16 protein-coding genes are annotated in these 23,192 nt (G+C 56.7%); 8 read left to right on the top strand and 8 right to left on the bottom strand.

The features are described 5' to 3' along the window. Positions 1-70: 70 nt before the first annotated feature. The 7 genes from tssC to VG146_09190 all read right to left on the bottom strand — a co-directional run bounded on the left by tssC (position 71) and on the right by VG146_09190 (position 8,619). On the bottom strand, positions 71-1,570 hold the full coding sequence (gene tssC, locus VG146_09160) for a type VI secretion system contractile sheath large subunit (GenBank protein HEV2392517.1): 1,500 nt from the start codon (positions 1,568-1,570) through the stop codon (positions 71-73). A gap of 15 nt (positions 1,571-1,585) precedes the next feature. Continuing rightward, entirely contained in the window at positions 1,586-2,101 is a 516-nt protein-coding gene (gene tssB / locus VG146_09165) for a type VI secretion system contractile sheath small subunit (protein ID HEV2392518.1), read from the bottom strand. 139 nt (positions 2,102-2,240) lie between these two features. Beyond that, positions 2,241-3,278 carry a type VI secretion system protein TssA gene (gene tssA / locus VG146_09170; protein ID HEV2392519.1) on the bottom strand — a complete coding sequence of 346 codons (1,038 nt, stop codon included), beginning with the start codon at positions 3,276-3,278 and terminating at the stop codon, positions 2,241-2,243. A gap of 101 nt (positions 3,279-3,379) precedes the next feature. Beyond that, on the bottom strand, positions 3,380-4,156 hold the full coding sequence (locus VG146_09175; GenBank protein HEV2392520.1) for a ThuA domain-containing protein: 777 nt from the start codon (positions 4,154-4,156) through the stop codon (positions 3,380-3,382). Positions 4,157-4,380: 224 nt separating this feature from the next. Next, positions 4,381-6,003 carry a CotH kinase family protein gene (locus VG146_09180; protein HEV2392521.1) on the bottom strand — a complete coding sequence of 541 codons (1,623 nt, stop codon included), beginning with the start codon at positions 6,001-6,003 and terminating at the stop codon, positions 4,381-4,383. Between the two features lie 136 nt (positions 6,004-6,139). Continuing rightward, the gene (locus VG146_09185) at positions 6,140-7,237 is read right to left on the bottom strand and encodes a phosphodiester glycosidase family protein (GenBank protein ID HEV2392522.1); all 1,098 of its coding nucleotides are present in this window, start codon (positions 7,235-7,237) and stop codon (positions 6,140-6,142) included. A 203-nt stretch (positions 7,238-7,440) separates the two neighbouring features. Further along, positions 7,441-8,619 (bottom strand): phosphodiester glycosidase family protein, encoded by a 1,179-nt coding sequence (locus tag VG146_09190; protein ID HEV2392523.1) that lies wholly within the window; start codon positions 8,617-8,619, stop codon positions 7,441-7,443. Between the two features lie 753 nt (positions 8,620-9,372). On the opposite strand from VG146_09190, the gene VG146_09195 reads away from it, so the two are divergent. From VG146_09195 to pyrE, 8 genes are all read left to right on the top strand, one after another. Beyond that, positions 9,373-15,507: a family 78 glycoside hydrolase catalytic domain gene (locus VG146_09195; GenBank protein HEV2392524.1), complete on the top strand. Its 6,135-nt coding sequence runs from the start codon at positions 9,373-9,375 to the stop codon at positions 15,505-15,507. Positions 15,508-16,644: 1,137 nt separating this feature from the next. Next, a complete protein-coding gene (locus VG146_09200) occupies positions 16,645-16,905 on the top strand; it encodes a hypothetical protein (protein HEV2392525.1) in 261 nt (86 codons plus the stop codon). A gap of 40 nt (positions 16,906-16,945) precedes the next feature. Continuing rightward, on the top strand, positions 16,946-18,316 hold the full coding sequence (locus VG146_09205) for a PQQ-binding-like beta-propeller repeat protein (GenBank protein HEV2392526.1): 1,371 nt from the start codon (positions 16,946-16,948) through the stop codon (positions 18,314-18,316). A gap of 119 nt (positions 18,317-18,435) precedes the next feature. After that, positions 18,436-19,776, top strand: coding sequence for a PQQ-binding-like beta-propeller repeat protein (locus VG146_09210; GenBank protein ID HEV2392527.1), 1,341 nt, complete (start codon positions 18,436-18,438; stop codon positions 19,774-19,776). 168 nt (positions 19,777-19,944) lie between these two features. After that, complete coding sequence (locus tag VG146_09215) at positions 19,945-20,256, top strand: hypothetical protein (protein HEV2392528.1); 312 nt, start codon at positions 19,945-19,947, stop codon at positions 20,254-20,256. Between the two features lie 58 nt (positions 20,257-20,314). Beyond that, positions 20,315-20,554 (top strand): phosphoribosylformylglycinamidine synthase subunit PurS, encoded by a 240-nt coding sequence (gene purS, locus VG146_09220; GenBank protein ID HEV2392529.1) that lies wholly within the window; start codon positions 20,315-20,317, stop codon positions 20,552-20,554. 1 nt (position 20,555) lies between these two features. Next, positions 20,556-21,272: a phosphoribosylformylglycinamidine synthase subunit PurQ gene (gene purQ, locus VG146_09225; protein ID HEV2392530.1), complete on the top strand. Its 717-nt coding sequence runs from the start codon at positions 20,556-20,558 to the stop codon at positions 21,270-21,272. Positions 21,273-21,308: 36 nt separating this feature from the next. Beyond that, positions 21,309-21,890: an orotate phosphoribosyltransferase gene (gene pyrE, locus VG146_09230; GenBank protein HEV2392531.1), complete on the top strand. Its 582-nt coding sequence runs from the start codon at positions 21,309-21,311 to the stop codon at positions 21,888-21,890. 115 nt (positions 21,891-22,005) lie between these two features. Here the strand turns inward: pyrE and VG146_09235 are convergent, their stop codons facing one another. Beyond that, a complete protein-coding gene (locus VG146_09235; protein HEV2392532.1) occupies positions 22,006-22,899 on the bottom strand; it encodes a prepilin-type N-terminal cleavage/methylation domain-containing protein in 894 nt (297 codons plus the stop codon). Positions 22,900-23,192 lie beyond the last annotated feature (293 nt).

Below are 23,192 nucleotides of genomic sequence, written 5' to 3' on the forward strand. Positions count from 1 at the left end.
GCGGGAACGAGTCACCCAACCCGCTCCCGTTCCAGGCAAAACTTGAATCCGACTCGGCTCCCATCATTTCTTATTTGCCGCCCTTCGCCGAAGGAAGTTTCGAGACCAGGCGAAGCGAGACCGTAAGGCCCTCGAGTTGATAATGAGGACGCAGGAAGAACTTGGACGTGTAATAGCCAGGATTCCCCGGCACTTCCTCCACCTTCACTTCCGCATCCGCCAATGGCCGGCGCGCCTTATCCGATTCCGACGCCGTGGCGCTATCGACGCAATACAGCTTGATCCAGTCATTCAACCACCGCTCCATATCCCCGCGTTCTTTAAACCCGCCGATCTTATCGCGCACCATGCATTTGAGATAGTGGGCGAAACGGCAGGTGGCGAACAGGTAGGGCAGGCGGGCGGCCAGATTCGCATTGGCCGTGGCATCTTCATCATCGTACTGCGCCGGCTTTTGCAGCGATTGCGCCCCAACGAACACCGCGTAATCGCTGTTCTTCCAGTGCGAGAGCGGCATCAGCCCGTTTTTGGCCAGTTCCGCTTCCCGTCGATCGGTGATGGCGATTTCGGTGGGGCACTTCATGTCCACTCCGCCGTCATCCGTAGGAAAGGTGTGCACCGGCAAGCCCTCGACCATCCCGCCGCTTTCGGCGCCGCGAATCCGGGCGCACCAACCCCAGAGCTTAAATGAACGGGTGATGTTTGTGCCCATCGCGTAAGCCGAATTGGACCACACGTATTTGTTGTGGTCGGCTCCCTCGGTGTCTTCCTCGAAGGCGAATTCCTCGACCGGATTGGTTTTGGAGCCATAGGGGATGCGCGACAAAAACCGCGGCATGGTCAGGCCCAGGTAGCGCGCGTCCTCTGAGTCGCGCAAGGAACGCCAGGCGGCATACTCGGCCGTTTGGAATATCTTGGTCAGATCGCGCGGGTTGCTCAATTCCTGCCAGGATTCCATTCCCATCAGGGTGGGCGCAGAGGCGGCAATAAAAGGCGCATGCGCTGCCGAGGCAATCTGTGCAAGCCCTCCCAGCATTTCCACATCCGGCGCCGTATGGTCGAAATAATAATCCCCAATCAGGCAGCCGTAGGGCTGGCCGCCCGGAGTGCCAAACTCCTCTTCATAAAGCTTTTTGAAGAGGGGGCTCTGGTCCCAAGCGGTTCCTTTAAATTTCTTGATGGTGCTGCTGACATCCTTTTTCGAAACGTTCAGCACCCGTATCTTGAGCATCTCGTCCGTCTCGGTGTTGCTGACCAAGTGGTACAAGCCGCGCCAGGTCCCCTCCAGCCGCCGGAAATCTTCGTGGTGCAGGATTTTATTGATTTGTTCGGAGAGTTTTTTGTCGATCTCGGCTATCATCGCCTCAATCGATTTGACCACGTCATCCGAGATCAACGCCGTTGCGCCCAGGGCTTGTTCGGCCAGGGTCCGCACGGCCGTCTGAACGGCGGTTTTCCTTTCGTCGGTTTTGGGCTTGAACTCCTTTAACAGGAGTGACTCGAATTCATTGAACTCGGCCGGGGCCGCTGATGGGGCCGGGGCCGCCGATTGCGCAGTAGGTTCAGCCATAATGCTTCCTTAAGGTTAAGATTGAGTTGCGGGGGCTTCCGCTTTGGGTGTCGCCGCCAGAGATTTGAGCATGGCCGGGTCGTTGAGGAGTTTGTTTATCAGTTCCTCAGCCCCGCTCTTGCCGTCCATGTAGGTCAATAAATTCGACAGCTCGGTCCGGGCGGTGAGTAATTTGTTGAGCGAATCGACTTTGCGGGCGATGGCCGCCGGCGAAAAATCCTCCATGCTCTGGAATGTTAATTCGACGTTCAGGTTGCCTTCCCCGGTGAGGGTGTTGGGCACCTGAAACGCCACGCGCGGCTTGCACGCCTTCATCCGCTCGTCAAAATTATCAACGTCAATTTCCAGAAACTTTCGATCCGCCACTGGCGCCAGCGCTTCAGCCGGTTTGCCCGACAGATCGGCCATCACCCCCATCACGAACGGAAGTTCCACCTTCTTCTGCGCCCCATAGACTTCCACATCGTATTCGATTTGCACCCGCGGCGCCCGGTTGCGGGCGATGAATTTTTGACTGCTGGATTTGGCCATAGAAATGTTCTCCTGTTTTTAATTAATTGTTTCCGTACACGTCAAATAGACGAATGGGATTTCTTTTTCGATATTGGTTATGCTGCCTTTTTCGCATATTCCTGCCCAAAGTCAATCGCTTTGTTTTCAGAATCTCCCGTCACCCGCCGTCGGCGGGCTTTTCGCCTGTAATTCTCTGAATCTCCTTCACCGATTCCGGTGACAGGTCGTCGATGATCTGCATGAAATCCATTGCAGCCAGTCGCTGCGCGCGTTTGAGGACGTAGGGCACCGGGCTGGAGGGCTCCTGGCGCGCGTAGTACTCGCAAATCTTGCCTATCACCCGAACCACATCCTGGCGCGATTGGATGTCCCCGGAGATGGCCTGCCGGGCGGCGCCTGTGCCGCCGGTTGCCGCCTCTCCGTTGCCTTCCTCCGGCGCAGGGGCCGTCGCGCCCGCCACATAAGGGGCCATGCGTTTCTGAATCTCTTTTAACTCCGCCGGCAGGGCTGTCAGGTCAGGCGCCTTGTCAGACCCTAAGGTCTTTGTGAGAAACTCATCAATGGCGGCGGCCAGGGAGGCGCTGTCGGCGGCGGCCTGATAGACTGCCTGCAGCTCCTCGGGATTGGAATCGCGGAAGGCCGCCTCGATTTGCGCGGGTGAGGCCGCCGCTTTGCCGTCCGGCCCGGCTTCACCGGTCTCGCTGCGCAGGATATCCGCCAGCCCAAAACGCCCCATTTGCGCCGAATTAGCCAAAGGCGCCTCGCGCAAGCGTTCGAGCAGGCGCATCGGATCGCCAAAGGTCCCTACCGGGCTGGCTAGAGCGGCAATGATATTGACGCGCTGAGTCGGATCATTGTTATCCGAAGGGTCCAGCAAGGGATAGACCCCGTCCCAATATTGCTCGATTAGCCCCTTGATCAGCGCCAGGCCCTCGCGAAATGCAGGCAGCCCACCGGTCTTGAGTGATGCCAAAGAAAGCGCCGTGGCAAGCCGCAAATCCTTCGAGCGAGGCCACAGCTCCAGACAGCGTTCCTGAAGGGCTTTCCAATCAGGGGCCTCAGCCGGCGAAAACTGCGTCTCAGCTTTGCCACGCATGAGGACTTCCAGCTCCTGAAAGGCCGGCTCATAAGAGAGGTCCTCTCCGCACGTCTTTTCGGCCGAGATCGGCTTAAGCAATTCTTCTGCGCTTACCATGATGCGTACCGGTGGTATTGACACGCATCATGACAGGATTCACCGGGTTGTCCAGCGCAAAGGGGGAATTTTTGAAATTTTTAGGGGGAAATTCTTTCAAATCACCCCAGCGCTCCTGCAGGATCATGCAGACGCAAGCCCCGAGGTAGGATTTTCTCCCGGGCCGCTTCGACCGGCACATGGCAGGGGACCTCTGCTTTAATGCCTTGTGGCTGGGCCCAATGAATGGCGTTGTAGATGACCCGTTGAATCAGCGGCTGATGATAAATGGGATAGGCCTCGTGCCCCGGACTAAAATAAAAAATGCGCCCGCTCCCTCGAACCCAGCAATTGCCTCCCCTGAAAACTTCACCCCCTTCGAACCAGGAAATAAAGACCTGTTCATCGGGAGCCGGAATCCCGAATGGTTCGCCATAAGCCTCGGAATTCTCCAATTCGATGAACCGGTCAATTCCCCGGGTAATGGGATGGCCGGGATTGACGACCCAAACCCGCTCGCGTTCTCCAGCCTCGCGCCAGCACAAATGGCAGCTCGTGCCCATCAAGCAGCGGAACGGTTTGCAACGATGCCCCGAATGCAGCACGATAAGGCCCATCCCTTCAATCACGCGTTGCTGGACCTGCGCCGCCACCGCATCACTCACTTCATCATGCGCCGCATGACCCCACCACGCCAACACATCCGTGTGCGCCAGCACCTCTTCGCCCAATCCATGCTCCGGCTCGCGCAAGGTCGCCGTGCGAATCTCCAATTCCGGATGAATCCTCAAAGCCGAAGCCAATGCCCCGTGAATGCCCTCAGGATAAATCCGGCCCACCCCGGCGTTGGTGCGTTCGTGGATGAATTCGTTCCAAAGAGTGACTCGAATGGGATTCATAATCGCTGGTTTGCCCAACGCCATAGCCCCGATGCCGGTCAAATGTCAACGGCTTTCTGAAAATACTCGCGCTTTTTGTCGAAATCCAGATTCTTTGCGTTCTCTGCGTTCTCTCGCGGCTGCTTCCTTTAGCCGCGAAGGAACGCAAAGAGCGCAGAGAAACTGAACAGCAAAATGCCCAGAGTGTTTTTTCGAACGGGAAGCCGAGAATCGGAACTCCGCGGTCAGTGCTCAATAGAACTCACCTGCAAGCTGTTGGAATCAAACCAGGTTTCGCCTGAACTGGCGCGGAGTTCACAAATGAACACGATGGTCTGCGAATCGACCGCGACCTCAAAATCCGTCCCGAGCGGCTGCCAGTTGGAATTGCCTGTTAGACCTCCCGGGTCCCTGGAGCGGCCCTCGACCCGCAGCGCGGCGCCCTGGTGCTTCCCGAAAGGGAGCGGCATCACGTTATTCACGCGCGCCCTGCCTTCGAATCGATAATGTCCTCGTGGCAGCACCCTCTCGGTTCTCCATGAGGCCATCGAGTTTGACGAAGTCGCGATATATAGCGCCCCGACGCCATCCGATGTAATAGTCCTCCCCATTTTGCCGCCGGCCGGCTCGTCGCGTTTTTTCCAGGCATCGAGGCGGACGAGGCCATTGCTGAACTCCAGCGCGCGAGGCCCCGGCTGGGCCAACTGCAATTGCAGGCTGTGGTTTCGCTGTGCAATTCGCGCTTTTAGCTCGCCGGCTTCTGTTCGGATATTGCGGAACTCCTCAGCCTGCACAAAAGGGCGCAAGCCCAGGACCAGCTCATCGACGCGTTTGGTCAGGACATCCGGCTTGAACAGGTTGGTGAACAGGTCTTTGAACTCCTGTTCGTAAAGTTGCTCTCCTGGCGTGGTTTCTCTCAAGGCCCGGGCCGCCAGCCCGGCCATCGAGGGCTTCCAGGACAAATCGGCGATGCCGAAGAGTTGGTCCATCCCGTGAGGCAAGAATACCATCCTGCCGCTATCGAGATCATGGTAAACCCTGAAATTGTTACGAGCCAGGCAATAGCCGTCGCGATGGCTGATCATGACCTCCAGGGCCATGAACGCAATGAACCGCTGTGCGTCCAACGTTTGATCAAGCTGCTCCCATCGTCGCGCGAGGTCCGGAACATGGGCGGCGGCGGCAAGGGCTTTGAGGGCGTGCCGGTCCCCTGCAGGAGCCCGCGCCGAATTGCGTTTGAGATGTTGGTCAATGTCGTGCCCGGACTCGGGTTCATAAAGCTCGCCTCCGACGTGCTGGAAATATCCAGAGAGAAAGTCCTCGGTAAATCCCTCCTTCAACACATACAAACCCAATCGCCGGCCATTGAACCGCACCAGCGCGTAACCGGCCCTGGGCGCCGGCACCCCGGCGGCCCGAAAGAGTTCGCTACCCAAGTGTTCATTCGCGTAACTGGGGTCCTCGACCGAATTGTTCAGATGAATCCGGCGAAGCCCGTGGAATGCTTCGCCCGCCGCGAATCTCTCAAAATCGAGAGTAAAACCAGGTTTGTCATCGATTGGCCGAAAGCTTCCGACAGAGCCTTTCAAATGAACGGCAACATTCCGGTACGTGCGACCCGCTTCAGAAACCGTGGCGCGAACGAATTGCCGCGGATCGCGTTTCAGGCTCTCGACGTCTCCAGGGGCGATTTGGATTTCAATTTGCTCAACCGCGCCGTTGGTGAACAAGTCGGCCCCAGGCAAAGAATGCGGAGCGACAAGGACGCTGGGCGGGCCGCCGGCTCCCCAGGCCGAAAGTCCCAGACCGAGCGCCACCCAGGCAGCGACTCGAGTGAACGTCCATAAGTATAGCCGAGTCCGCAACATGCGCTGCAATCGTAATCTGCCGGGGATTCTCCCTCTCCCCTTCGGAAGGGGAGAGGGCCGGGGAGAGGGGTCCCTCTGTGTGTAGTCGATCCCACCGTCCTCCCAGTATTTATATCGTTCCGGTCTCAAGAGGACTTCAATTCTTCGGCTTTTTTTTCTTGAGCACAACCAGCGCATTGGCTGCAGGCCGTTCGCGCCCTTCGCTGGGGCTGTTCCGCACGTCACCCAGCGCCCAAAGAGTCGCCGAGCCGCCGCCATCAAAATTCATCGCTTCGTCGCAACCCAATTTTACCAGGTAATCGGCCAGTTCTGGAAAGGTCATCCCGAGCGACACCTCGGTTTGGCGTCCATCCACCTCGACGAGGAAAATGAAATTCTTATTCCAGCCAATGGCGCTGCGGGGATGGCGGACATGAATGATGCCGCTCCATTGCATTACTCGCCCGTGATGCACCAGGGCCGGCCCGCCGCCGATGGCGGTCTGGACTCCGGAAAGGTCAGGAACAGTCTCGGTTGAAATCTGCAAAAAGTTTCCGGGTTGCAATGCAGGGGCTGTGGCGGCCAGAGCAGGGCCAAGTGAAAGCGCCATCGTCTGGCTATCAAAAGCCGTGTCGCCGTCGTGCCGCACGGACTGCACCCGCGCGGTGTAAAGCTGGCCCGCCTGCAAGGGCAGCCAGGGGCCTTTATCACCGCGCGCGAGGACCAACTCGGTCCCGCTGCTGGTTCGGGTCGATCGCCCTGCTACCGAAGTGTAGAGCACCGCGCCCTCCGCGCTGCGCTCCTGGTTCAGCCCGAGTCGCATCGAGCCGCCTTGAGGCCAGATCACACGGAAGCGAGATTCCACATTGGTCATACGCGGGTTGCCCGCCGGATCAATCCAGAAACACGTGTGGCCAGCCGGGCTGCTGACCACTTCTCCGTTCCGAATTTGCAGGTCTCTCGGGCGGCCCTGGTAATTTTTGCTGTTGTCGTAGAAGTCACCGTTAATTGCCGCCAAAGGCTGCCCCTCTGCGGGAAGCAGATTCTTGAGCTGTTCGGAAACCGTCGCCATTGCGAAGGCCCGCTCGTTTCCCAGCGTGGTGCAGAACTCAAATTCCGGGAATGGACGTTCAATTCTAACGATATGAATCGACCAAGGCACATCCGGGATAACGTCGTTTGTGTAGGTGAGCCAGTGCTCGTGCCGGCGCGATTCAGCGTTGGCTAATGTGTCGCCTCCACTTGCTACTGGCATCAGAAGCCCGGCCAGAATGCAAATCGCAGCCAAAGCTGCATTATAGAGGGGTCTGTGACATGCGCTACAACCGTAAGCTGCTGAGGATTCTCCCTCTCCCCTTCCGAAGGGGAGAGGGTCGGGGAGAGGGGTCCCTCTATGTGTAGTCCATCCCACCGTCCACTCATTATTCCCGCTAAGGCCACTATTGGGTCGCTGCATGGCTATTCCTTGGCCTGCGCCTTGGCGGCAGAAATTGTTCCTTTGGCGCTGGCCCTCTCCACCACGATCAGCGAGTTGGCAATCGTTCGCTCGTAATGATCGCAGGGGCTGTTACGGACCTGGCCTTTGAACCACAAGGTCGCCGAACCGCCGCCATCGAGGTTGAGTGCGTCTTCGCAACCCAGCTTCAAAAGCCAGCGCGATAATTCGTCGAGAGTCATTCCCACCGAGAGTTCCTTTTGGCGTCCATCTACTTCGACTAAAAAAAAGAAGTCCTGGTTCCACCCGATTGCCGAGCGAGGATGCTGTTCAAGCATCGAGCTGAATTCATATTCCTGCGTAATGTCGGCGCCAACCTTCTGGCGCCTCCCATCCCGCAGCAGGACCGGACCGGCGCTGAGAGCTATCCTGGCCCCGCGCAAATTTGGGAAGGTGGCTAACGAAATGCGCAAGACGGCTCCGGTCGAGATGTCTGTAAACCGGGAAGCCATTGCCTGGTTCATGGATAAGACCAAAATCCCGGCTGCGATTGGCGAGTCGCCCCCTCCATGAACTTCGCGAACTCGCGCCCGGTAGGTCCTGCCGATCTCCAGGGGTAACCATGGCCCGCGCCCTGCTCGCTCCAGCATCAGCTCGCGGCCTCCCGAGGTATGAGTCGAGGGTCCTATCGCCGGGGTGTAGAGCACCAAGGGCGCCTTGGAGCCATCATCATTCAACGCAATGCCAGTGGCCACGTTTCCCGGCCAAACGACCTGAAAGAAAGAGGTCACATTGGTTGTGCGCGGCTCGCCTTGGCTGTCTATCCAGAATGCCGGCTCGCCGGTTGGCCCATGCAACAACTCCCCATCTTGTATCTGCAGCCCGCGCGGGACGCCCGCGTAGGTTTTGTCTCTCTGATAAAACCCTCCGTTGATTGCCGCAACAGCCCTGCCCAGAACAGGGTTGATTGCCTTTGCCTGCGCGCTCAGCGTGCTTAAGCCTAGAACTCCCCCGCCGGCGTGCCTCGAATGAAGTTCGTACTGCGGGCTTCCGCGCGCGACGCGCACAATATGGATGGACCAGGGGACCTCGGGCGCCTGATAATTGGTGTAGAGGAGCGCGGCGCCAGTGGATTCCACGGGCAATGGGCCGCCAAAAACCAGGCCCGAAGCGGTCAAAAAGAGCGCCAGGATCGCTAACATCAGCTTGTTGTAGCCGCTTGCCCCTGTTGTCTCAATGCAAAAGCCCAGTCCACCCGGCCCGGCATTTTTCATTATGCGGCGCAGTGCGCCGGAAACCAATGCTGACGCGGGCCAACGTGTCACCGAACCGATCCGGGAACCTGTGCAGGGCTAAACCGATACCCGGCCCGGTGCGCCACAACCCGCTGCTGCTGCCGGCAGCCCCCAAAAATTGTCAATGTAACAGCAATTGATGATACGTCGTGATAAACATACCTACAAGATATGTGTTGACTTCTGATAAGCATTCCTGCCAGTATCCCATCTGTTGGTGAGGCCCTGTCCCCCCGCCGACGATGGCTATGAGATCTGCATCGATCGAGTCCGTGCGCCCCGAAGGCAAAGGGTACGCAGTCCACAGACACGCAACAGCCGGCCCCCCGCGGCGCCCCGCAATTCTCATTTTCAATTCAGGACCAATCTTATTAACACCCCCATTCATGGGGGTGTTTGGCGGCGCATGGAGGCTGAGGAACCGTTCTCAACGGTTTCCCACCTTCATCGCAACCTCCCGGGACCACTTCAAAACCGTTGAGAACGGTTTCGGCCCTTCGTCACACCGCCACACCCCCGCGAATGGGGGCGTTCCGGCCCGCGTTCGCATAATGAGAATCGCTGGTGGCGCCCCGCCTCGGTGACCCCTTCGCCAACAACAACCAGACCTTCACTGAGCGAACATAGCCGCAGAAAGTCGCCTTAAACCCCAAATAACCTATGAAAACCCTGCCAGGTCGCGCCGCAGTCTCCGCCTGGACAAAGGCAGTTCTGGCAGCGCTTGCGAGCGTAACAAGTCTTTTGACCCAAGCCCAAATACCCGTATCGAATGGCCCGAATTCGCCACTGGCCACCGGCACAACCACGAACTATTTTATAGCTCAACGCGGTCCGCACCAGCGTATCTGGGAACGAGTGACCTTGTTCACGAACGCTGCCAACCATGTCGCGGCAAAAACCAACTCTTACGTCGAACTGGCCACGGGCATCGGGCATCTGGACGCTTCCGGCCAATGGGCCGATTCCAGCGATCAAATCACACCCACAGCAACAGGCGCCCAGGCAACCAACGCCCAGCATTCCCTCGCATTCGCGGGACAAATTGGCAGCGCGGGGGCGGCCATTAACCTGGTCACTCCGGACGCGAAAACTCTGGCCAGCCATGTCCTCGGTTTGAGCTACTTTGATACATCGAGCGGCAAAGCCGTCTGGATTGCCGAGGTCACAAACTCGGTGGGCGAGCTGCTGCCCTCAGGCAATGAGGTCGCCTACCCGGGAGCATTCTCGGGCCTGGACGCGGACCTCTATTATGTGAACTCGATTTCATCATTAGAACAGTTCGTGGTTTTGCGCCAGCAGCCGCCCTCTCCCTCAGAATGGGGGCTCGATCCGGCAAGCACGATGCTCCAAGTGATAACCGAATTCGACACCGCTCCGGTTCCGCAGGTGGCCACGACGCAGGTGGGCTCGGACACGGATGATTGCCTGGATTTTGGCGTGATGAAGATGGGCCCTGGGACGGCCTTCGCCCTGGGCTCCGAGACGAACAAAATCCGCGTCAACAAACACTGGGTCCTGCTTGATTCCAAAACCTGCCTGGTCGAGGAGGTGCCGTTCCAAAGTGTTCAGGCCCAACTCCAGGACCTGCCGGCCTCCCCGCCGGCTTCAGCGGACCTGCCGGCCTCCCCGGATGCGCTGGTGCGCAGGATGGCGCTCCGCCAGGCCGCGCCCCCGACCTGGCGGGCCGGCACAGCCATCCCGATGAGGATGGCGGCGGCCCGGCCGCTGAGGAAAGGGTTCCTGATGGATTATATAATCTTGACTACACAAACCAACCTGACGCTGCAGAGCGACAGCACATACTATGTCAGCGGTAAGATATACTTATACGGAAGCAACAACGTCGCGGAGGGCGGAACCGTTTTGAAATTTGCGACGAACGGCTCGATCAACCTGATCCCGGGTTACGGCACTCCCAACCTGACATTCAGTGGAAAGATGTACAGACCCATTGTCTGCACCGCCGTGGATGATCAGTCTGTCGGCGAGCAAATCAGCGGCAGCGGGCCGGCGCCCTCCGGCTACTACGCAAATCCGGCCTTCAACTTCGCCGGTATCAGCCCCGCTGTGCCGGTCCTCTCGAATTTGCGCATTTCGTACGCCTCCATCGGCGTCTCCCTGGGTGGAGTTTCGGCAGACATCTCTCACGCGCAGTTCGTCAACTGCCAGAATGGTCTCTCCGTGGGCGGAGGGACGGTCCACCTCAGAAACGCGCTGTTCTACAACGTCCCCACCAACATTGTTGCCGGAGGCGGCCTGACCCTTGCCGCTGAAAACGTGACCTTCAGCGGGAGCAGCTATCTCGCCTCGGCCCCGTCCGCGCCCACGGGTTGCTCGCTGGCGGCGACCAATTGCGTGTTTGTCAACGTAACGAATCTTACGGCAGGCATTCTGTCCCTCTCCGGCGACTACAACGGATTTTTCCAAACCACAAGTTTTGGAACCGACGTCGCACCGACCCCGGGCAGTTCGCCGCTCCAAACGGTCGGCGGAGGGACCGCGTACCTCGCAGCCAATAGCGGCTTCCGCGGGGCGGGCACACGCAATATCAATTCGAGCCTGCTAAGCGATCTTGGCCGGCGCACAACCTATCCCCCGGTGGTTTACAGCTCGTCCGGCGTGCTCTATCTTTTCACAAACACGGTACTTTATCCGCAGGCGCAGCGGGACACCTGCATGCCGCCGGACCTTGGGTACAGTTATGACCCAATCGATTTCGCGTTTCCCTACGTTTACGTCACCAACGCCACGATTACCGTGACCCCCGGAACGGTAATCACGGCTTATCACGGGACCTACCCGGGCGGGCTGGCCATCTCCACCTCCGCCCAGTTGCTCTGCCAGGGCTCAGCGACCAACCTTGTCCAGTTCACCGAGTTCGCCGCCGTCCAGGAACAAGGCAGTTCCAGTTGGAATGGGGGGATATACTCGTTCATTCTTGCCAACTGGCAGAGCGGGTCCGTGCCAACCGCAATCAACTGCCGGTTCACTGATTTTTCCTCTCTTGCCCAGGATACCCTGCACCTCGGCTGGGGAGGCGGGACCACCCTGCCCATCAACTTCCAGAACTGCCAATTCCACGACGGCATCATCCAGAATGAGCCGACATCGGTCAACCTGACGAACTGCCTCCTCGAGAGAGTGAACTTGGATTTGGAGGCCCAAGACAGTTATGTTCCCGTCATGCGGAACAACCTGTTCTACGGCGGAACGCTGGTGTTCACCCCCTGGTACACCACCAACGGAGTTGTCAAAGACAACCTGTTCGACCGAACGTCGCTCCCGTATGACACAGGCGGGTACATCGGAGGGTTCAACGCGTTCGTGACGAACTGCGACCGCCTGACCCCAACCAACAGCACTGACATCGTTCTGCCTGCATCACCGGCTTACCAGGCCGGTCCTCTCGGCAATTATTACCAGCTCACCAACAGCGCGCTCATCAACGCCGACACCAATACAACCGCCGACCAGGTTGGGCTGTACCACTACACGATGTACACCAACCTCGTGAACGGGTGGGAAATCAAGGAGACCAACAGTTTTCTCGATGTGGGCCTTCATTTCGTGGCCGTGGACACAAACGGCTGTCCGATTGACACCGATGGGGGAGGCGCGCCGGATTATGTCGAAAACGCGGCGGGGGACGGGAGCACCACCAATTCCTCCAACTGGTTGGATGGCTCGGATGACTACAAATACCTGCTCGTTCCCCAATACCTGCGCTGCGAGTACCGCCAAAATCCGTGGGGCATCACAACCAATTACGGACCGCCCCGGTTTTATTGGATCGTGACCTCTCCTCAGCGCGCCGAACGACAGCTTGCGTATGAAGTTATTGTCGGTTCCACGTCGAATAATGTCGCAAACGGCTATGGCGACTTCTGGGACAGCGGAAAGGAATATTCGGACCAAACGATTCATGTGCAGTACAACGGAGTTAACCTGCAATCAGGGCAACGCCTATGGTGGAACGTGCGCACGTGGGACCTCTACACCGGACTAAGCACGTGGGCCACCAACGGAGCGATGTTTCAACTGGGGTTATTGAATCCGAGCGACTGGAATGGTGCGTATTGGATAGGTGTGAACAGCTACGTTTCAAGTTACGCTGCTCCGATTTTTCGCAGTACCAATGTCGTTTTGAGTAAGCAGGTTGCGACGGCGACGGCCTACGTATCTGCGAAGGGTGTTTATGAACTGTGGATTAATGGGCAGAAGGTCGGGACAAATGTCCTCGCCCCGGAATGGACAGATTATAACCAGCGGATTCAGTACCAGACATTCGACGTCGCTCGATACTTGAACGGCGTTCCGCCCTCGACAAACATAATTGGCGCACTCCTTGGGGAGGGTTGGTGCTACGGCGACACTGATTACGGAACCCCAGGGTATTACGGGGCGAAAAATCCCCAGTTCCTGCTGCAATTAATCATCACGAACACCGACAATAGTCGTACCACGATTTCGACCGACGCTAACTGGACATGCTCGACAAATGGGCTAATCCGTGCCGCAGAGCTCTACGAGGGCGAGAAGGACGACGCTAACCAGGAAGGATATTACACAAACTGGGCGACTGCCTCATTCATTCCTCAGTCATTTACGGTGCCAGTCGCTACATACCCGTTAAACGCTAATCTCCTCGTAACGCAGCCAAACGAACCCATTCAGGTGGTTCGCTATGTAACCCCTATAGCGATGTGGGCGGGGAGTAATGAGCAGGGCAAGTCCGCTACAATCTTTGACATGGGCCAGAATATCGTTGGTTGGTGCAATCTGACTATTACGAACACGAATGGCGTTAGCGCCATAGGATGGCAGGTGAGGCTCCGTCATAGCGAAGGCCTTAGTTTGGACTCCAAAAATAATGGCGCGTTCGCCACGGGCAGTGGAAACGTCTATGTTCTCAACCTGGGAACCCCACCGATGCAAATCGATACTTATATTCTGAATGGGGATTCCGTCCAACAACTCCATCCCCATTTCACGTATCACGGATTCAGATATGTAGAAATCACCGCGTCGAACTCAATTACCGCGAGTCTTACAACGAATTCTCTCATGGGATGCGTCATCCGGTCGGGGGTGCCCCTGACGGGTGCCTTTTATTGTTCCGGAAACGACCCAGGTACAAATCCCAGCGATGTCGCGGCAAACTGGGTGCTAACGAACAATTTTATCAATAAGCTCATGACCAACGCGCAGTGGGGACAGCAGGGCAATCTCCAAGGCGTCTTTACGGCCTGCACTCAGCGTGCTGAAAGAGAGGGTTACCTGTTCGATGAGCACATTTTTTCTCAGACTGCGTGCTTTAACATGGACTTGGGCGCCTTCCTCACCAAGTGGGTGTGTGATATTCGCGATGCACAGACGCTACGAGGAGATGGTGCGTTCACAGATTTTGCACCATGGGATGGACATACGGGTATCGGATTGGGATACTCCGACCCTGGCGCCCAAGCGGGGGGAATTATTTTTCCATGGCGACTATATCAGAACTACGGTGACACGCGCATTCTTAAGGCAAGCTACCACTCGATAACCAATCAGATAGGTTATCTCACCAATCTTTGCAAGGCCTCAACTGGCCAATGGCACACCGACAGCAGCATTTGGAACTCATCGAGTGCCGAGGTTACCGACTGGGGCAGTGGCGACTATTTCAACTGGCAACTCTCATACCCCCATCCTTACGGGTGGACGACGGCCGGTGGCCACGCAAGTGTAAGCTATGGAAACTGGGGCACAGGCTGGAGCGCGTACTCGCTCGATCTAGCTGCGAGTGTTGCCCGGGTTCTGGAGAGCCAGGCTACCGATCAAGGAAGTGCCACCGCCTACCTGAATGATTATACCCACTTTAGCGGTTTGGCGGCCATGGCACGAAATGCCTATACAAATGCTTCCAATCAATTAGTGACGTACAGCGGAACCAATATTGTTGGAGTTGGAGGCAACGGAGGATCTCAGGCTGACTGCATGACGGCGGTATACTTCAACATGGTGCCAGACAGCCAGCGTTCAAACGTTATTTCTATTCTGCTCAGAGGGGCGTATGGAGTGCAAAATTATAACAATGCGTATACGAGCGATGGGTTTACGAACACCTATTGTACAAACCACCTCTCCACCGGCTATTATTTCTCATCGCGAGAAATGCTGGAGCTGTCACGCGATGGTTACACAAGCCTGGCCTACAAAATCCTGATGGACACTAATTTCCCTTCATGGCTTTACCCTGTGGTTAACGGGGCCACCACCTGTCAGGAGGGCTGGGATACATATTTGTCCGGACCGGCGAATCCTGCGGCCGGCGGTGACGACCGCGGCTATTTCCCTGCGGTCTCGCCTTGGAATCCGTTTACGTCTTTCAACCATTTGCCGTACGGTGCCGTTTCGGAATGGATATGGAAAACGGTTGGCGGGGTAAATCCTGACGACAACAATCCCGGATTTAAAAATGTAATTATCAAACCAGAGCCAGGCGGATGTGTTACCAACGCATTCGCTTTTCTCAATAACGTTCGGGGGAATTTAGTCTGCTATTGGACGAATGATGCGACAAGGAGCACTTATACACTTACTTTAACGATTCCAGCCAACACATCCGCATCGGTATACATTCCTTCGACGAACAACTTAGGAGGTGTTCTTGAGAGCGGTCAAGTGGCGATTAACTCGCCAGGTGTGAACTCCTATTACTTCACAAACTGGCCCGCTTGGAGCCACGGTGCCACCGTGTTTCAAGTGGGTTCAGGAGGATACACCTTCGTGGTTACTAACGTTAGCTTTTAATGTGCCTTCAGTCGTGGTGGCACAATGACGGAAGTGTCAGTTATTTAGAGAGACATGATTATGACGATTCGATTTAGTACAATTTCGCTGGCGCTCTCGCTGCTAGGGGCCGTAAGGTCACAAGCCCAGTCAAAAGCCGGTGCAGTGCTCTGGAAATATGATACTGGAAGCACCATAAGATCTTCACCTGCGCTCGCACCCGATGGCACAATCTATGTCGCGGGGGCAAGTCTATATGCCATCACAAACATCGGAATTACCGCTTCGAACAAATGGACCTTTTCATCCCCACCGTCTGGTTCGGCATCTGTTGGAGCAGACGGAACAGTATATTTTGTGGGCAGCGGAGGTGCGCTGTATGCGGTCAATCCAGATGGAACCCTCCGGTGGCTTTACCAGTCGCAGAGCGGTGGAGGAACGCCAGCAATTGGACTAGACGGCACGGTTTATTTTGAGGGCTACTTAAGTCTTTACGCTGTTACGCCTTCTGGATCACTGAAGTGGCAGACCTCTGTCGCGGGCACTGGGAACTATGAATCCCCCGTTGTGAGTCCTGACGGGACGATCTACGCAGGTTCTTGGGAAGGGGTTGAGCTCTACGCGATCAACCCGGATGGCAGTCAACGGTGGGCTCGTGGCCTTTCTTCGGCTCCCTGGGATTGTCCGGCAATCGCGTCCGATGGGACGTTGGTTGTTTCGGCCAGCTCCTTGTGCACGTTCAACCCAGAAGGGACTAACCTCTGGTGTTCCGGTACCGGTTTTGCTGGGCCGCCTGTAATCGCAAGTGGGGGTACAATTTATGTAGCGGACACTGGGCGCACACTTTGGGCTCTCACGCCTGCTGGCCAGGTGCTTTGGCACGCCTTTAACTCGAACCCCCAGTATGGCGCCGCCACCTGCGCGGCGTTGGATGCTGCCGGCACAATTTATTATTGCGTTTCGAATTCACTTTGGGCTCTAAATGCCCAGGGAAAAGTACTTTGGAGTGTGACCTCTCCGGTGGCTCCGCCTCCCAGTGGGGATCTGGCAAACTCTTCTCCCATAGTCGGACCGGATGGTACCATTTACGCGGCTTTGGCGAGCACACTCTACGCTATCTCCTCAGGAACAAATGGCCCGACCGGATCCCCCTGGCCAATGTACCGTCAGAATATCCGCCACACTGGGAAGGTGGAGAAACCTGCAGTTGGTCAGCCTCAGAAACGGAGCGACAGTAATTTCCAGTTCCAGATGTATCCACAGCAGATTGGTCTTTCGTACACAATCGAGACTTCCACGAACTTAAACACCTGGACATCCCTGACCAGCTTTGTGGCCACTTCCCTCCCGATGCCGGTCACCGATCTGAGCGCCAGCAATTCGCCGAGCAAGTTTTACCGGGCTTACTCGGCGCAGTGACAAACGTTACAAAGTTAGAAAGGATGCCAAACTGCTGAATATGAGCACTTTTCTGCCTCGCCCCTTGATCCTGGCCGCAGGTCTCATGGGGGCCATCGGCGCATCGGCCCAACCCGTCCCGGGAACAGTGCTTTGGACTTATGACGCCGGGACAGCGATATCATCCTCACCGGCAATCACGCCAGATGGCGCGATTTGTTTCGGCACGACCACCGCATTGACGGCAATCACCAATGCAGGGACAACGGCCTCCAATAAATGGACCTTCCCGGTCGGGCAAGGCGTTACGTCCTCTCCGGCGGTGGCGGCGGACGGAACGGTCTATTTTCTCGCCTCGGGGTTGGGGTGCTACGCGCTCAATCCAGATGGCTCAACCAAGTGGTCTTACGCTTTCCAGTCCACGGGGCTTTCATCTCCTGCCATCGGCGCCGATGGAACAATTTACATCGTGGGCGACAGCAGCCTTTACGCTCTTACACCCGCTGGGGCCAAAAAGTGGGCTTCGCCGGTCAACGGTCAAAGCGGTTCTCCCGTAGTTTCAAGCGATGGCACAGTCTATTTCACCTCCTTCGCTGGCTCCCTCTACGCCTTCAATCCCGATGGCACACCAAGGTGGTCATATAGCATACAGAATAATTCAGGCATGGGAGACTCAGCGGCAATCGGTTCGGATGGAACGGTGTACATCACCCAGGGTCCACTATTTGCATTTGCTCCGAACGGAACGAATCTGTGGCAAACTCCAGCGCAAAGCTCCGATGACTTCTTTGCGAAGTCTTCACCTGTCGTCGCAGCAGACGGCACAATCTACGTCGTAAACGGCGCCAGTGGCAATCTCGCCGCTGTTAGCCCATCGGGACGGGTGCTTTGGCGTGTGCCGCTCTCAGTGACCGGCTACTCCCCACCGACCACAGTGCCGGCTGTTGATGCGGCAGGGATGATTTACTACTGCGTTTCGAACGCAGTTTGGGCCGTAAGCTCTCAGGGACAAATCCAGTGGGTCGTGAACTATCCGGCGATGCCCCCAATTGGAGGATATTACGCGGCAACCTCTCCGGTCGTCGGTCCGGACGGTACCATTTATGCCGCCTTGGGAAGCAAGCTTTACGCAATCGCTGGCACTAACACGCTGGGGTCTGCCCCTTGGCCAATGTGCCGACAAAACCCTCGCCACACCGGAAAACTGGAAAAGCCTGCCCTCGGTCGCCCGCAAAAGCGCACCGACGCAAACTTTCAATTTGAACTCTATCCGCAGCAACTGGGTCTGACCTACGCCATCGAGAGTTCCACGAACTTAAACACCTGGACATCCCTGACCAGCTTTGTGGCCACTTCCCTTCCAATGCCGGTCACAGATCTGAGCGCCAGCAATTCGCCGAGCAAGTTTTATCGGGCTTTCTCGTCGCCGTGACAAATCTTACAAAGTTAGAAAGGGTGTCAAACTGCTGAATATGAGCACTTTTCTGCCTCGCCCCTTGGTCCTGGCCGCAGGTCTCATGGGGGGCGTGAGCTTCTGAATTTCTCATGTTTATGAACATTGACCAAATCATCCGCATATTGATCATGGCGTTATCTTTGCTTGGAACAGACCTATTGGCCAAAGGCGCTCCCGGCACGGTTCTGTGGAGTGATGACTTAGGCAATGCAATTAGCAGCTCCCCAACTCTAGCAACCGATGGGACGGTGTACCTTGGCACGGCTGCGGGATTGGTGGCCGTTACGAATTTTAATTCCGTGGTTTCCAACCGTTGGAGCTTCGGGGTTGCACCCTCGGGCTCTCCTGCCGTTGGCGCGGACGGCACAATTTACTTCTGCGGAAACGGAAATCTTTACGCTCTAGACCCGGAGGGGGTGCAAAAATGGGTTTTCCAAACCACGGGTGCAACTGGGGGCTCTCCTGCAGTTGGCTCCGATCAAACCATATACTTTGACGGCTCATATTTCCTTTACGCGGTTACTAGTTCTGGTACGCTAAAGTGGAAATCTGCAGTAGCTGGCACTGGCAGCTTTAGATCTCCTGCCATAGGTCCTGATGGTACCGTTTACATCGCTTCAGGAGAATCGGGTCAGTTTTACGCCATTAAGCCGGACGGAACACAGCGCTGGGCGGCGTCTGGTTCCGCTGACTCAGCCGCAATCGCGGCCGACGGAAGGACGTATATCACCGGCGGCCCTCTTTATGCCTATGCCCGGGACGGTTCCATGCTTTGGTCAACGCCGAGCGCATTCAGTCTAGATGGCCCTCCGATTATCGGAGTCGATGGTTCCATTTACGTTGCTGCCTATCAAAGCCATGTTCTTTCTGCGTTCACTTCGCAAGGCCAATCGAGTTGGCAGGGACCGGGGTATCCCTCACGAGGCCCGGGGAGCGCAGCAGTAACTGATGCCGGCGGCGCTGTTTACTATTGCGTTTCGAACAGCGTTTGGGCATTGAATTCGAATGGGCAGGTGCAGTGGGCAGTAACGTCTCCTGACAATCCCATTGCGGGGTTTGATCTTGCAACGACCGCGCCGATAATCGGGTCCGATGGCGCCATTTACGCCGCCTTGGGGACAAAGATATTTGCGATTGTTTCCGGGACCAACGGAGCAGCGAAATCCTCTTGGCCTATGTATAAACAGAATTCCAGGCACACCGGAAGTCTGCAAGGGCCGATACTGAATCAACCTCAAAAGCGCGGCGACGCAAACTTTCAATTCCAACTGTACCCGCAGCAACTGGGGTTGACCTATGCCATCGAGAGTTCCACGAACTTAAACACCTGGACATCCCTGACCAGCTTTGTGGCCACTTCGCTTCCGATGCCGGTCACGGATCTGAGCGCCAGCAATTCGCCGAGCAAGTTTTACCGGGCCTACTCGTCGCAGTGACAAATGTTACGAAGTTATACAATACGGTAAGATTGCTGTGAATTCACAAGGAGAATTGCTGCTCCCCAGGCCACTCCGCAGTTGAACTCCGGGCGCGCCTCCGCCAACATTTGGCCTGAACGCAGCGCGCTCTGGTGTTTCCAGGTATTCGACGCTGCGCCGAATCGTATGCGCCGCCACATCTATCCGCTTGGGTTGGGACTGGTCATGGGCTGCGCCTTCATTCTGGTTAGGGCGTTGCCATTTTTCTATCCGATTACTATCCCGAAGAATATCCGGGCATTTACCAGCGCGCTCAACGCGCCGGCTCTGTGGCTGGCCCACTTGTGGTCTGCGGGTGGGTTCCCTCCTGCCGGCAAGCTGGCCCAGGAACTGGCTGTTCCATCCGGCCTGATGCTCGCTCAATGGATTTTGGTCGCTTTGCTCTTGGGGCTTTTCCTCGGGATGCGCAAAAAACCAGGCGCTGCGAAAAAGTTCTAGCCCGAATCTGGGCGTTGGCGCAGAATTGGCCTTCGGAACGGCGGTGGAACCGATTTGAATGAAAGCTAAAATCATTATTACGCCAAAGAAAGCCGTGGTGGACCCGCAGGGCAAAACGGTCCAAAACGCCTTGGCCCATATGGGCTATATTGGCGTGGGGGCCGTCCACGTCGGCAAGTACCTCGAAGTCGAATTGACCGAGGGCGACCTGGAAAGCGCCCGCAAACAAATCGACCAGGCCTGCCACAAAATCTTAAGCAATCCGGTCATTGAAGATTACCGGTTCGAAATCGAATAACATGAATTTTGCTGTCCTGCAGTTTCCCGGCTCGAATTGCGACCAGGATGTGGTGCACGTCCTGGGCCGGGTGCTGGGCCATTCCGCACGGCTCTTGTGGCACAAGGAACATTCTTTGGGCGCCCCCGACGCCGTGATTATCCCAGGCGGATTCAGTTACGGCGATTATCTGCGGACAGGCGCCATTGCCCGTTTCAGCCCGGTGATGGAAGCGGTGCAGGCCTTTGCCGCGAACGGCGGGCCAGTGCTGGGGGTTTGTAATGGCTTCCAGATTCTGTGCGAGGCCGGCCTTCTCCCGGGAGCACTCATCCGGAACCGTTCTCTCCAGTTCCGCTGCGAACACATCTTTCTCAAAACCATCAACAATCGCTCTCCATTCACGAACCAAATCCCTGAGGGAAAACTGTTGCGCGTTCCCATCGCCCACGGCGAAGGTTGCTACTTCGCCGACGAACCCACGCTGGTCAGGCTTCAAGCCAATAACCAGATTCTCTGGCGCTACGTCAGCGCCGATGGCCAGCCGACGGAAACATCCAATCCCAACGGCTCCATCGACAACATCGCCGGCATCTGCAATGAGGCGGGCAATGTGGCCGGCCTGATGCCCCACCCGGAACGGGCCAGCGAACCCATCCTCGGCTCAGCCGATGGGCGGCTGGTCTTTGAGAGCCTGGTTCATTTCATCGAGGAAGCGCTCGCCCGAAAAAAGGCAGCCTGAGACGCCCCGGCTTCAAATCCACAAAAGCCCTGCACCATGCTGACCGACTCAGAAGCCCGCTCGAAACTGCTCGCTTTTCTGCGAAAAAAATCGGTTTTCCACGGTGATTTCGTTTTGGCCTCCGGCGCCAGGAGCAACTATTACATCGATTGCAGGCTCACGACCCTTGATCCCGAAGGGGCATGGCTGGTTGGGCAGGTGATGCATTCGCTCATCAAACGTGAGGCCGGGCTTCGCAACCTGCGGCTCAACTCGGTAGGCGGCCTCACGATGGGCGCCGACCCCATCGCTGTTGCTGTCGGGATGTATTCGTATTTTGTGAAGGACGCCCCGCCGCTGGCATGTTTTGTTGTGCGCAAAGCCGCCAAGGAACATGGAAAGGGAAAACTGATCGAGGGGAACTTCAAACCAGGAGATTCGGTAGTCGTGCTCGAGGATGTCGTTACGCGGGGCGATTCAACCATCAGCGCCATCCAGGCAGTCGAGAAAGAGGGGGGCAAAGTGGCATTTGTGGCCGTCCTGGTTGATCGGCAGCAAGGCGGGCGCGAAAAAATCCAGGCCCTGGGCCACTTTGTCGTGTCCGCTTTTCAACGCGACGAACTGCTTCAAGCTGAATAAGAACGCCTGCTGCCCAAAGTGCCGCCCCACTTGAGCATCAAGCTCTTCGAGTAGCTGTTGCTTGAAGCATCATCGAGAGCCGGTGCCGTGCCAGAACGGATGTCTCACGTTCTTGTCATGGCAACCGCAGTAACTCCCGATGCGGTTGGTTGTCGTTATTCCAACGCGCTACCACGTCATCTCTCCGCAGGTCGAAGAAATCTGCGCTTTTCAGACTCTCAACATGACCATCGCAAAATCCAACATTCCACCGGCCAGCGTGGCGCTGACGAGTCGGCCCGACAGCCACCCAGCCGTCATCTTTCGCACCGAGTATCAGAGAGTTGAAAAAGACCGCTTCGTCCACTCCCCTGTCCAGGACGCAACTACCCATAACGCCTTTGAAATTGTCCTTAGACTCAATAAAGGGTTGCAGAAAGGCATCGCCGATCTCGTTCATGCTGCTTGGTCTCACAACCCGGCTGCCCATAATCTGCCGGTTCACGACTTCTCCGCCACCACTCGTGTTCGTGACCCAAAATTCCCCTCCTAAGCCGAGTTTGGCGCCAAACCACCTCCAATCGTTAAAGAGAACGCCCCAGCAATTATAACCATAGCTCCCAAACGTTTGGCCGTTGCCTCCGCCTGGTTGGAAAAGACCGCCCAACCGATTGTAGGCGGGACAAGCGTAGATGTTATTCGGGCTGCCTTCATAGCGGGTTGGACCGTAGGAAAGATTTCTTGGCCATTTCGTTCCCGCGAACGGTTCAAGTTGGACCCACCAGAATTCGGCAGCAGGGTAAACGTTGAATTGTTCGACATACATTCGGATGCCGAGCCCGATCTGTCGAAGATTGCTCTTGCATACTGCGGAGTCACCGGCAATTCTCGCCCGGTTCAGCGCCGGAAGCAACATCGCCGCCAGAATTGTGATCATGGCGATCACCACCAGCAGCTCGATCAACGTAAACCCTGGGCGGCTCGTTTCTGGGGGGACAGGTGCGGTATTTGAGCGTAGTCTCGTGCAAATTCCGAGGCTTTGAACGGACTCAGAAGGTCTGGCAGACCGTTTCATTTTTTCTCTGAGCTGAACCTCAACATCGAGTCAACGTCAACTCATGTCAAGGGGACGTTGAAGCCCGCGAAGACAACTAACTTTCGGGCTTGCAATATGCTGTCCGTGAGCTTGGAAAATGGGCCTCTAACCCTGCGGGAGTAGGTGTCAACCCGTAAGAATGTGCGCACCCAGTCGTCATGCCACACGTGCGCGTCCGCCACTCCCTCTCCTCCCTCGGGGAGGTGAGGGCCGGGGAGAGGAGGCCC

This window comes from Verrucomicrobiia bacterium (genome assembly GCA_035946615.1).
Taxonomy (GTDB): Bacteria; Verrucomicrobiota; Verrucomicrobiia; order Limisphaerales; family UBA8199; genus DASYZB01.